Annotated in this window: 9 protein-coding genes; 5 read left to right on the top strand and 4 right to left on the bottom strand. The window is 67.6% G+C overall.

What is annotated here, in order from left to right:
* Window positions 1-89: 89 nt before the first annotated feature.
* From BoBH3_RS04365 to BoBH3_RS04350, 4 genes are all read left to right on the top strand, one after another.
* Window positions 90-2,771, top strand: coding sequence for a DUF3772 domain-containing protein (locus BoBH3_RS04365; protein ID WP_262329510.1), 2,682 nt, complete (start codon window positions 90-92; stop codon window positions 2,769-2,771).
* Window positions 2,772-2,775: 4 nt separating this feature from the next.
* Window positions 2,776-3,300 (top strand): CAP domain-containing protein, encoded by a 525-nt coding sequence (locus BoBH3_RS04360; RefSeq protein ID WP_262329509.1) that lies wholly within the window; start codon window positions 2,776-2,778, stop codon window positions 3,298-3,300.
* 90 nt (window positions 3,301-3,390) lie between these two features.
* Window positions 3,391-4,593, top strand: a complete 1,203-nt coding sequence (locus tag BoBH3_RS04355) for a winged helix-turn-helix domain-containing protein (RefSeq protein WP_262329508.1) — start codon at window positions 3,391-3,393, stop codon at window positions 4,591-4,593.
* Window positions 4,594-4,703: 110 nt separating this feature from the next.
* A complete protein-coding gene (locus BoBH3_RS04350; RefSeq protein ID WP_262329507.1) occupies window positions 4,704-5,390 on the top strand; it encodes a DUF930 domain-containing protein in 687 nt (228 codons plus the stop codon).
* Window position 5,391: 1 nt separating this feature from the next.
* On the opposite strand, the gene mutT is transcribed toward BoBH3_RS04350, so the two are convergent.
* From mutT to BoBH3_RS04330, 4 genes are all read right to left on the bottom strand, one after another.
* The gene (gene mutT, locus BoBH3_RS04345; protein WP_410050547.1) at window positions 5,392-5,796 is read right to left on the bottom strand and encodes an 8-oxo-dGTP diphosphatase MutT; all 405 of its coding nucleotides are present in this window, start codon (window positions 5,794-5,796) and stop codon (window positions 5,392-5,394) included.
* A 7-nt stretch (window positions 5,797-5,803) separates the two neighbouring features.
* Window positions 5,804-6,313: a peptidase associated/transthyretin-like domain-containing protein gene (locus BoBH3_RS04340; RefSeq protein WP_262329506.1), complete on the bottom strand. Its 510-nt coding sequence runs from the start codon at window positions 6,311-6,313 to the stop codon at window positions 5,804-5,806.
* A gap of 197 nt (window positions 6,314-6,510) precedes the next feature.
* Window positions 6,511-7,761: a bifunctional glutamate N-acetyltransferase/amino-acid acetyltransferase ArgJ gene (argJ, locus tag BoBH3_RS04335; protein ID WP_262329505.1), complete on the bottom strand. Its 1,251-nt coding sequence runs from the start codon at window positions 7,759-7,761 to the stop codon at window positions 6,511-6,513.
* 229 nt (window positions 7,762-7,990) lie between these two features.
* Entirely contained in the window at window positions 7,991-8,827 is an 837-nt protein-coding gene (locus BoBH3_RS04330; protein ID WP_262329504.1) for a peptidylprolyl isomerase, read from the bottom strand.
* 342 nt (window positions 8,828-9,169) lie between these two features.
* Here BoBH3_RS04330 and secA point away from each other — a divergent pair, with 342 nt between their 5' ends.
* A complete protein-coding gene (secA, locus tag BoBH3_RS04325) occupies window positions 9,170-11,953 on the top strand; it encodes a preprotein translocase subunit SecA (RefSeq protein ID WP_262329503.1) in 2,784 nt (927 codons plus the stop codon).
* Window positions 11,954-12,172 lie beyond the last annotated feature (219 nt).

The following is a 12,172-nucleotide window of genomic DNA, read 5'->3' as shown; positions in this document are numbered from 1 at the left end:
AGGCGATGAGGCGGGCCATCCGATCCTGATCTCCGGAGCCCAGATCGTTGCCGGCCGCAGAAAATAGCTCTTTGTCTTGCCTTGAGGGCATGGCTGTGCCGAGGGTCGAGCCTGAGCCGAATCATCTCGACAGGCAGGGCCGCATCGCCATGGCAGCGCATGTGACGCGCGCATCGTTCCGGAAGCTGCGCCGGTGGCTGGCGGCCGGGCTGCTGCTCGTCACGCTGGCGTTCTCGGCGAGCGCTCCCTCCTTCAGCCAGCCGGCACCGACCGACCCTGCCGCGGGCGCCCGGGCCAGGCTCGAAACGGTGCGCACCGAACTCGCCCAGATCGAGACGACGCTTGCGTCCCCGGAGCTGAGCGACAGCGAGCTGCAGCGGCAACGCATCCGCCTGCAGCCTTCGCTCGACCAGCTCCGCGTCATCCTCGACGAGCAGAAGCCGCGCGTCGAGCAGGCGAAGCTCCGGCTCGACCAGCTCGGGCCGAAGCCGGATGCCGGTGCGCCGCCCGAAAGCGCCGAGATCGCCAAGGATCGAGAGACGCGCACCAAGGCCTATGCCGATGCCGACGAACTGCTGAGGCTGTCCAACGCGGCGCTGCTTCAGGCGGAGATGCTGCAGACCAGCATCGGCGACAAGCGCCGCGAGATCTTCGCCAAGGCGCTCTTCGCCGCCGGCCCCTCGGCGCTGAACCCGGATGTCTGGACGAATGCCATCGCGACGGCGCCCGAGGATATTCGGGCTTCCGGCTACATCTTCGGCGGCTGGCTGGAAGGCGTGGGCGACGCGACCGGCATGCGCGGGCTGGTGGTGGCGATCGCGCTGATCGGCGCGATCGGCCTTTACTGGGCGCGCGCGCGCTACCTGCCGCGCTTCAAGGCGCGCTATGCCAATATGCAGGACACCGGCAACCTGCACTGCCTCTATGTCGCGCTCGCCCATATCGTGGCTGGTGCGGCGCCGCCGGCGCTGGCGAGCTGGCTGATCTACAAGGCGCTGAGCACGACGGGGCTGCTGCCGCCGCGCATCCAGCCGGTGATCTGGGCGCTGGTGATCGGGCTCGCCATCGTCGCCTTCGTCCAGGCGCTCGCCGACGCGCTCTTCGCTCCGTCCAATCCGCAGCGACGCCTCGTCAGCGTCATGGACCGGACGGCGCGCAGCGTGGTCTGGATCGCAAGCGCGCTGGCGCTGGTGATGTCGGTCGGCAAGGTCTTCGAGGCGTGGCTGCAGGCCATCGCGGCGGGGCTCGCGATCTCGATCATCGTCAAGGCCTTCTTCGCCGTGCTCTTCGCGCTGGCGCTGATCGCGGGGCTCTACCAGATCCGCGACGACGAGGAGATCGAGCAGGAGGCCTGCCTCGGCCCCTATGTGCCGGTGGACGGGGCGAGCCTCGGCCCGGTCCGCATCCTCGGCTGGATCATCGGCTTCGGCATCATCGCGTCGGCGCTTTCCGGCTATGTCGTCTTCGCCGGCTTCCTGGCCGAGCAGACGCTCTGGATCGGCATCGTCGCCTGCCTGTTCCTGCTCGCCTTCCAGTTCATCGATCTCGGCATCCCGCGTGCGCTGACCGGGAAAAGCCGCTTCGCCACGACCCTCAAGGCAGGGCTGGGGCTGCGTGCCGCGACGCTGCAGAAGATCGCTGTGATCGGCGTCGGCATCCTGAAGCTGCTGCTGATCGTGGTCACGGTGCTGCTGGTGCTGGCGCCCTGGGGGCTGGAATCGAGCGATTTCCTCGTCTCGCTCCGGGCCGCCTTCTTCGGCTTCCAGGTCGGTGGCGTGACGATCTCGCTCTCGACCATCGTCGTCTTCGCCCTGGTCTTCGGTTTCGGCATCGCCGCGACGCGGGCGATGCAGCGCTGGCTCGAAAACCAGTTCCTGCCGACGACGTCCCTCGACCCGGGCCTGCGCAATTCGATCACCACCGCGGCCGGCTATGTCGGCTATATCGCGGCGGTGGCGATCGCGGTCTCGGCGGTGGGCTTGAGCCTCGAGCGGCTCACCCTGGTCGCCTCGGCGCTTTCGGTCGGCATCGGTTTCGGCCTGCAATCGGTGGTGTCGAACTTCGTCTCGGGGCTGATCCTGCTCTGGGAACGGCCGATCCGCGTCGGCGACCAGGTCGTGGTCGGCGATGTCGAAGGCATCGTGAAGCGCATCAATGTCCGCTCCACCGAGATCGCGACCTTCGACCGCTCCACCGTGATCGTGCCCAATTCGAACCTGATCTCCGGCGTCGTCCGCAACCGCGTCCGCACCGATCGTTCGGGCCGCGTCCTGATCGCGCTCAGCGTGCCGCGCGCGATCGATGCCGGCGCGGTGCGGGCCATGCTGGCGGAGGTCGCCGGTAACCATGGCGACGTGCTGCAGAAGCCGCCGCCGGCGGTGATGTTCAAGAAGCTCGGCACCACGACCATGGATTTCGAGCTGATCTGCGTCGTGGACGATGTCGAGATCGTCGGGCGCGTCACCAGCGACCTGAACTTCGCCATCCAGAAGCGCCTCGCCGAGATGGAGCCCGTGGCCGAGACGCCCGAATTGCGGGTGCGCGGGCTAGAAGGCGTTGAACAGGCGCTCGCCGGTTTCACGGCTGCCGCGACGCGGCCGGTCGCAGAGCCCGCCCCGTTGCCAGACAGCAAGACGGCCGCAAAGGCTTCCGCGAAGGCGCGCCGGGCGCGCAAGCCGGTCGAAGCCGAGCCGGAGCCAGAGGAAGAGCCGACCGAAACCGCCAAGCCCGCTCCGCAGCCCGAGCCGGCCAAGGAAGACAGCCAAGGATGACCCGATGCCCAGCCTTTCCTGCCGCGCCGCGGCCCTGCGCGCGATGAGCTGCCCCGCGGCCGTGGCGGGCGCGCTCGCCTTTCTCGGGGTCGCCGGCTGCACCGAGGCGCCGCGCCAGGGGCAGCCCGCCTTCTACCGCGATCTCGGCTCGGCCTCGGCGCAGGTCGATGCCGAGCAGGCGCGCGCGATGATCTCGGCCTATCGGCTCAATGCCGGGCTCGGTGCGCTCGCGCTCGACCCGGCTCTGACCGAGGCCGCGCAACGCGAGGCTGCGGCGATGGCGGCTTCCGACAAGCCGGTCCAGGCCGATGCCGTCAAGGCGCGGTTGGCAAAGGAGGGGCAGCCGGGGGCGGAGGCCAATCTCTCCGCCGGCTATCGCCGCCTCGCCGAGGCCTTTTCGGGCTGGCGCGACTCGCCGCAGCACGACCGCGTCATGAAGGATGCCAAGGCCAAGCGCATGGGCATCGCGACGGCTTACGCGCCAAGCTCGAAATATCAGGTCTACTGGGCGCTGATCGTCGCGCCCTGAGGATGACGTGGCCGCTCCCGCCATAGGCTGTCAGCGGTGGTGCGGGTTGCCCCCTTACGGCGCGGGCGGGCGGAGGCTAGCCTGCGGATCATGCCTCCGCGACCGCGCAAGCCTCTTTCCCTTTCCGCCGCGCAGGCCCGCCGCATCTGGCTGAGGGCGCAGCGGCTCGATGAGCGCGAGCCCTTCGGCGCCGGGCCGGAGGCGGCGCGCCAGGCGGTCGAGCAACTCGGCTATGTGCAGATCGACACGATCAACGTGATCGAGCGCTGCCACCACCATATCCTTTATGCCCGGATCCCGGCCTATCGCCGCAGCGACCTTGCCCATCTTCAAGCGGCCGAGAAGAGCGTCTTTGAATACTGGACGCACGCGCTCTCCTATGTGCCGACGCGCGACATTCGTTATTTCCTGCCAGCGATGAAGGCGCATCGCGCCGAGCCGAAGCGCTGGTCGGCTGTGGGCGCGCGGGATGAGACGCGCAAGCTGCTCAGCCGCATCCGGAAGAACGGCGCGTTGACGATCCGCGACATCGACGAGGAACCGGTTGAGAAAGCCCATCTCTGGGCCAGCAAGAAGCCCTCCAAGGGGCTGTTGGAGCGGGCCTTCTACGATGGTGAGCTGGCGATCGCGGCGCGGGCCGGCATGGTCAAGACCTATGAGCTCTTCGACCGGCATTTCGCCTGGGAGAAGAAGCCGACACCGGCGAGCGAGCGGCAGATCATCGCCTACAAGCTCGACCGGGCGCTGACCGCGCAGGGCCTCGTCAGCCTCGATTCCATTTGCCATCTCGATGCACCGGCCAAGAAGGCGGTGGCCGAGCTGATCGATGCACGAGTCCGGCGCAAGGAACTGGTGCCGGTTTCCGTCGCGGGCGCCGGCAAGACACAGCACTGGGCGGCGCCGGCTTCGCTGGAGACGCTGCCGGAGCCCGAAGGGACGCTGATTCACGTCCTCTCGCCGTTCGATCCGCTGGTGATCCAGCGCAAGCGGACGAAGCTGATCTTCGACTACGGCCATGTCTTCGAGGCCTATCTGCCGAAGGAGAAGCGGGTCTACGGCTATTTCAGCCTGCCCGTGCTGGCAGGGGAGCGCATGGTCGCCGTGCTCGATCTCAAGACGGACCGCGCGGCGGGAAAGCTGCTGATGCAGCAATGGAGCTGGCTCGACGGCCATGAGAGCCCGGAGTTGAAGCGGGCCATCGAGGAGGAGCTGCAGCGCTTCGAGCGTTTCCAGCTCGGCCGCGACGAGAGCGGACCGGTCGAGGACGAGGCGATCACAAAAATGCCGGCTTGATCGGCGCTGTTGCGGGCCGATCGGGGCAGGGGCGACAGAGGCGGATGGCAGCGGGATTCCGGCGCGGGGCCTCGGGGCGCCCGGACGCTTCAGCCTGAGCCATGATGGTGGTGACGCCAGCGCGTCGGCTGTTGCCAGACCCCGGGCTGCCGGCCGCGGCGCTCGTCCATGCGGCGCTGCTGGCCTGGCTCGCTTCCGTCGCTGTCCAGCAACTGACCGAGACTCCCGGCGTCCTCGAGCAGAGCGTGGATGTCGAGCTGCAGACGCTGGAGCAGTTCGAGGCGCTGATGCGGCCGCCCCCTCTGCGGCCGCCGCCGCCGCCGGCAGCCAGCTTTCCCGAATCAGCCTTGCCAGCTCCCGCGCCGCCTGCGACTCCTGCCGCGCCGGAACCTGCCCTGCCGCAAAGCGACGGGATGATCCGACCCCGGCGTCTGCTCTCGCAACAGGTGCTGGCCAATGCGCTCAGCCGCGATGCGCTCGCCATGCTGCCGCGTCTGGCGCCAGACGAGCGGGCGGAGCAGCTCTGCGGCGTCGAGGCGATGAGCCAGATCCACGCCTGGCAGAGCCGCTACGAGCCCGACCGGGTCACGGCCTATGCACTGGCAAAGACCCGCTTTTCAGGGCGCGAGTTGCAGGCGCAGGGCGCAGCCTTCCGCAGCAGGCAGCGCTGGTATGCGCTCAGCTTCACCTGCAGCCTCTCGGCCGATCTCAAGCGGGTCAGCGCCTTCGCCTTCCAGGTCGGCGAGCCGATCGCGCCCTCGCGCTGGGAAGCGCTGGGGCTGCCGGCGGTGCACTGAATCAGGCGCCCAGAAGATCGATCAGCGGCGGGATGAGCGGCTCGTCCGCGGGCGGCATGGCGAGCTCCCGCAGCTTGCCGGGGCGGACCCATTTCAGCGCCTGGCCTTCGTGGGAGGCGACCGTGCCCTGCCAGCGCCGGCAGATATAGAGCGGCATCAGCAGGTGGAACTCGGGGTAGGCGTAGCTGGCGAAGGTCAGCGGCGCGAGGCAGTCCTCCTTCACCGTGATGCCGAGTTCCTCGGACAGCTCGCGGATCAGCGCCGGTTCCGGCCGCTCGCCGGCTTCCAGCTTGCCGCCGGGGAATTCCCAGAGGCCCGCCAGCGCCTTCCCCTCGGGCCGCTGGGCGACGAGGACGCGGTTGTCGGCATCGATCAGGGCGCAGGCGACGACGAGGAGCAGCTTCACGGAAAACTCAATGGCCGGAGAGGATGACGTCGACGGGCCTGGTTTCCTTGCCCGTCAGGGTGACGCTGTCATAGACCGAGCCGCCCTCCCGGGAGAAGGCCGCTTCGTCGCCCCAGATCACCTGGGTGGTGATGAAGTAGCTTCCCGGCGCCACATTCTCGAAGATGAAGCGGCCGTTGGATTCCGCCTTGGTCGTGCGGCTGTAGTCGGAATAGGCCGGGTCGACCTCGTCCTCGCGCGGGTAGTCGCGATGCGGGACGAACTTGCCCTTGCCGTAGAAATTGCTGAAGCGCTCGCGCGCAAAGCCTGTGGCGGGGATGAGCCGAACGACCTGACCGGCGGCATTGACGACCACGCCGCTCGGCTTGGTGCGGAAGGCATGGCCGGTGATGACGCCGGTCCCGTCCTTCTTGATGAAGGCGGCCTCCTCGACCGAGAAAGCCACCGTGGCCGGCTTGCGCTCGACGCAGGCCGACAGGAAGAGCGCCCCGACGAGCGCCAGCGAACGTCCCAGCAAGACCTTGAGCCCCCACAGCCTTCGTTCCCGGCAGGGATCATGCCGAGGCGGCAGGCCGGGTGCAATGTCTTGTTGGGTGGTCCCGGACCGTCATGCTCGGGCTTGACCCGAACATGTCCGGCAGGAAAGGGCGCCTCTTTCGGCGCGTCATTCTCGGGTCGTCTCTCTGCGACGCCCGAGAATGACGCCAGAGGGCGTTACGAACGATAGTCGCCGTTGATCTCGACATAGGCCTTGGTCAGGTCGCAGGTCCAGACCGTGGCCTTGCCGCGGCCGAGGCCGAGATCGGCGGTGATGACGATATTGTCGCCCTTCATGTAGTTCGACACCGCCTCCTCGTCGTAGGAACCGGCGCGGGCGCCCTGCTTCGCCACCAGGATCTCGCCGAAGCCGATGTCGAGCCGGTCGCGGTCGGCCGGCTCGCCGGCCTTGCCGACAGCCATGACGACGCGGCCCCAATTGGCGTCCTCGCCCGCGATGGCGGTCTTGACGAGCGGCGAGTTGGCGATGGAGAGCGCGACGCGCTTGGCCGAGCGGGCCGAGGTCGCCCCGGTGACGCGCACCTCGACGAATTTGCGCGCGCCCTCGCCGTCCTTGCAGACGAGATGGGCGAGCTCGAGCAGGATCGCGTTCAGCGCCCGCTTGAAGCCGGAGAGGCGCGGGTCCTTCACGTCGGTGATCGTCGGCACGCCGCGCGCGGCGGCCTTACCTGTCGCGAACAGCATCAGCGTGTCGGAGGTCGAGGTGTCGCTGTCGACGGTCACGGCGTTGAAGGAGCCCTTCACGCCCTTCGAGAGCAGCGCCTGCAGGACGGGGGCGGCGATGGGTGCGTCGGTGAAGACGAAGGAGAGCATCGTCGCCATGTCGGGTGCGATCATGCCCGCGCCCTTGGCGATGCCGGCGATCGCGACCTCCTTGCCGTCGATCTTGGCCTTGCGGGCCAGCGCCTTGGGGAAGGTGTCGGTGGTCATGATCGCGCGGGCGGCGTCGATCCAGGGGCCGTCGGCGGCGCGCTTGGCGCAATCGTCGAGCACGCCCTTGAACTTGGTGGCGTCGAGCGGCTCGCCGATCACGCCGGTCGAGGCGATGAAGACTTCCTGCGGCTTGCAGCCGGCCGCCTTGGCGGCGATCTCGGCCGTCAGCTTGACGGAGTCGCGGCCCTTCAGGCCGGTGAAGGCGTTGGCGTTTCCGGAATTGACGACGACGGCGCGGGCGGAACCCTGGGCGAGGTTCTCACGGCACCAGTCGACCGGGGCGGAGGGGCATTTCGAGCGGGTGAAGACGCCCGCGACCTGCGTGCCCGCGTCGAGCAGCGCGAACCAGACGTCCTGGCGGCCCTTGTAGCGGATGCCGGCCTCGGCGGTGGCGAAACGCACGCCCGGGATCGGCGGCACCTTGGGCTGGCGCTTCGGCGCGAGCGGGGAAACGGGGACATCCTTGCCGGCCATGGGGCCTCCTCCTGCGGAGCCCTGCACCGAGGGAGGCGAATCCGTTCTCGCCGGCAGCGCTCTCGTCCAGCAGCCTCTGCCGCAGACCGATGACGAAAACAAGAAGGGCGGCCGCAAGGGCCGCCCTTCAAAAAAGGAAGTCCACGTCATGCTCGGGCTCGACCCGAGCATATCTTGCCGGATATTCTCGGGGCTGCGCTTCGCTTCGCCCGAGAATGACGGCCCTGACTCAGTTCTTCTTCGGCTCGGCAGGAGCCGGAGCGGCGGCCGGCTGGTCGAGGCGTTCGATCTTGGCCTTCTCGCGCAGCGCCAGCACCATGTCCTGCTGGGCCTTGCGCTCGAGATACTGGTCGATCTGCGGCTTCACGGCGGCGAAGTCCGGCAGCGGCTTGCTGCGCTTGTCCTCGAGCTTGATGACGTGCCAGCCGAACTGGCTCTTCACCGGCTCGGACACCTGGCCCTTGTTCAGCTTGAAGGCGGCCTCGGCGAATTCCGGCACCATGCGGTCCTTGGTGAACCAGCCGAGATCGCCGCCCTCCTTGCCGGAGCCCGGATCCTTCGATAGCTCGGCCGCGACCTTGGCGAAATCCTCGCCCTTCTTCAGCCGCTCGACCACCGTCTTAGCCTGCGCCTCCTCCTCGACGAGGATGTGGCGGGCATGGGCCTCCTCCTCGGGAGCCATCGCCTTGGTGGTTTCGTCGTAGAGCTTCTTCGCGGCATCGGCCGTGACGGCCTTCTTGCCCTCGCGGGTCAGGAATTCGTCGAGCAGCACCTTGTCGCGGAAATAGGCGAGGCGGGCGGCGAAATCGGGCGTGTCGCCGATCTTGGCCGCGGCCGCCGCCTTGGCGCCGAGCTTGAGGTCGACGAGATAGTTGATCACCTCGTCGCGCTTGCGCTCCTCGGGCAGCTGGGCGAGGCGCTCGCCGATATCCTCGGAGGCGAGCGCGATGTCCTTCTCGGTGATCGCGATGCCGTCAACCTTGGCGACGACCTTGTCGGCCTGGGCAAAGGCCGGGACGGCCAGCAGCGAGAAGCCGAGCACGGCGATGAAGCGGGCGGAGCTCATGAGAACGACCTTTCGTCGAAACCCCAGATTATGGCGGCTGCACTGCCAGTTGAACGCGGCAAAGGCAAGGCGATTCAGGCCGTTGCGGCATCGGATCACGCAGCTTTGCACCGCAATGGCCGATCGGCTGCGGCGCCATGCGGCGGCGCTGCGGACGCTGCCCTTGGAACGGGGGCGGCAAAACCCCACATCGAGAGCCCAATTCACTGGGGCCAAGCCCTAGACCCTGCCCGCGCACGCGTCTAAAACGCGGTCGCAATTCAAGAATACCTGGCTTGCGTCCGCAGCGCGAACAGCATCGCGCCGGCCGGAAGCTTCAAAGCATCACCTGAAAGGCCCAACATGCTTGGCGCGCTCGCAAAGAAACTCTTCGGCTCGTCGAACGACCGCCGCGTCAAGGGCTATCAGCCCCGCGTCGCGGCGATCAATGCGCTGGAGAAGGATCTCGCCGCCCTGAGCGACGAGGCGCTGAAGGCCCGTACCGAGGAGTTCAAGCAGCAGATCGCGGGCGGCGCCAAGCTCGACGACCTGCTGGTGCCGGCCTTCGCCACGGTGCGCGAGGCAGCCAAACGCGTGCTCGGCCAGCGGCCCTACGACGTCCAGCTGATCGGCGGCATGGTGCTGCACGAGGGCGCCATCGCCGAGATGAAGACGGGCGAAGGCAAGACGCTTGTCGCGACGCTGCCGACCTATCTCAACGCGCTCGAGGGCAAGGGCGTCCACGTCGTCACGGTCAACGACTACCTCGCCCGCCGCGACGCGGAGTGGATGTCGAAGCTCTACAACTTCCTCGGTCTCTCCGTCGGCATCATCGTGCACGGGCTCGACGACGAGGAGCGCCAGCGCGCCTATGCCTGCGACATCACCTACGGCACGAACAACGAGTTCGGCTTCGATTATCTGCGCGACAACATGAAGTACGAGGTCGCGCAGATGAGCCAGCGCGGCCATCACTTCGCGATCGTCGACGAGGTCGATTCGATCCTGGTCGACGAGGCGCGTACGCCGCTGATCATCTCCGGCCCGCTCGACGACAAGTCGGATCTCTATGTCGCGATCGACAAGGTGCTGCCGGGCCTCGTCGCCGGCGACTACGAGGTCGACGAGAAGCAGCGCACCGTGGCGCTGACCGAGGTCGGCAACGATCATATCGAGGAATTGCTGCGTGAAGCCGGTCTCCTGACCGAGGGCGATCTCTACGACGCGCACAACGTCACGCTGGTCCACCACGTCAATCAGGCGCTGCGTGCGCATTCGCTGTTCACGCGGGACAAGGACTATATCGTCCGCAACGACGAGGTCGTGATCATCGACGAGTTCACCGGCCGCATGATGCCGGGCCGGCGCTATTCGGAAGGCTTGCACCAGGCGCTCGAGGCCAAGGAGCACGTCACCGTCCAGCCCGAGAACGCCACGCTCGCCTCGATCACCTTCCAGAATTATTTCCGGCTCTACGGCAAGCTCGCCGGCATGACCGGCACGGCGGCGACCGAGGCCGACGAGTTCTTCCAGATCTACAAGCTCGAAGTCGTCGAGATCCCGACCAACGTCCCGATCTCCCGCAAGGACGAGGACGACGAGGTCTACCGCACCTTCGAGGAGAAGGTCCGCGGCGTCATCCGCGAGATCCAGACGGCCCAGGCCAATGGCCAGCCGCTGCTGGTCGGCACGACCTCGATCGAGCGTTCGGAGCTGATCGCCGACATGCTGGAGAAGGAGGGCTACAAGCTGCTCGACTTCACCGACCCGACAGCGCTGGAGCCGATCTATGCGGCTGCTCGCGAAGGCAAGTCGGTCAAGGCCTTCGCCGTGCTGAACGCCCGCTTCCACGAGCAGGAGGCCTATATCGTCGCCCAGGCCGGCGTGCCGGGCGCGATCACCATCGCCACCAACATGGCCGGCCGCGGCACCGATATCCAGCTCGGCGGCAATGCCGAGATGCGCATCGCCCATGATCTGGCGGGCGTCGAAGAAGGCCCGGAGCGCGACGCCAAGGCTGCCGCCATCCGCGCCGAGGTGGCGGAGTTCAAGCAGCGCGTGCTCAAGTCCGGCGGCCTCTACATCGTCGGTACCGAGCGCCACGAGAGCCGCCGCATCGACAACCAGTTGCGCGGCCGCGCCGGCCGCCAGGGCGACCCCGGCCGCTCGAAGTTCTTCCTGTCGCTGCAGGACGACCTGATGCGCATCTTCGGCTCCGACCGGATGGACGGCATGCTGACCAAGCTCGGCCTCAAGGAGGACGAGGCGATCGTCCATCCCTGGATCAACAAGGCGGTCGAGAAGGCGCAGGGCAAGGTCGAGGCGCGCAACTTCGACATCCGCAAGAACATCCTGAAATACGACGACGTCATGAACGACCAGCGCAAGGTCGTCTTCGAGCAGCGCCGCGATTTCATGCGCCAGGCGAGCGTGCGCGAGACGATCGACGATATGCGCCATGGCGTGGTCGAGGACGTCGTCGCCCGGCACATCCCGGAGGAAGCCTATCCCGAGCAGTGGGATACGCCCGGCCTCAAGCAGGAGGTGCTCCAGTATCTCAACCTCGATCTGCCGGTCGAGGATTGGGCCAAGGAAGAGGGCATCGCCGATAGCGAGATCCGCGACCGTATCCGCAAGCTCGCCGACGAGGACTATGCCGCCCGCATCGAGCGCAACACCGAAGAGGTGATGACCTATGTCGAGAAGCAGGTGCTGCTGCAGTCGCTCGACTCGCTCTGGCGCGAGCATCTGGTCACGCTCGACCATCTGCGCCAGGTCATCGGCTGGCGCGGCCTCGCCCAGCGCGACCCGCTGCAGGAATACAAGCAGGAAGCCTTCGAGCTGTTCGACGGGCTGATCGGCCAGTTGCGCCAGCAGGTCACCGGCCATCTCTCCCGTGTCGAGGTGCGCTTCGACGAGCCGGAGGATCAGGGTTCGCTGCCGGGCCAGGATGGCGGCGCGGCCGGTTTCGGCGGCGGCTTCGGTGGTGGCGGCACGCAGTTCGCGGCAGTCGACGCGGAAGCCGACGTCGCCGTGGCGGATCGCGATCCCAACGACCCTTCGAGCTGGGGCAAGGTCGGCCGCAACGAGGCCTGCCCCTGCGGCTCGGGCAAGAAGTTCAAGCACTGCCACGGCCAGTACGCCTGAGAGACGCCACGGCGACAACAGAGGCGCCGGGAACCCCTCTCACGGGTGGGAGAGGGGCAGGGGCGAGGGACCGCCGACCGTCAATGACGCGTGACAGCTCCGGGGCTTCTCCTGCTGACTGGGCAGGCCCTCATCCCGCGCTCCGGCCAACCTTCTTCCATCCGGGAGAAGGGAACGCATCGCGGTTCAGGCGCGAACTCATTCGCGAGGCCGCCTCCG

It is taken from the genome of Allobosea sp. BH3 (assembly GCF_025499465.1).
Lineage (GTDB): Bacteria > Pseudomonadota > Alphaproteobacteria > Rhizobiales > Beijerinckiaceae > Allobosea.
This window is presented reverse-complemented; position numbering and strand designations above follow the sequence as displayed.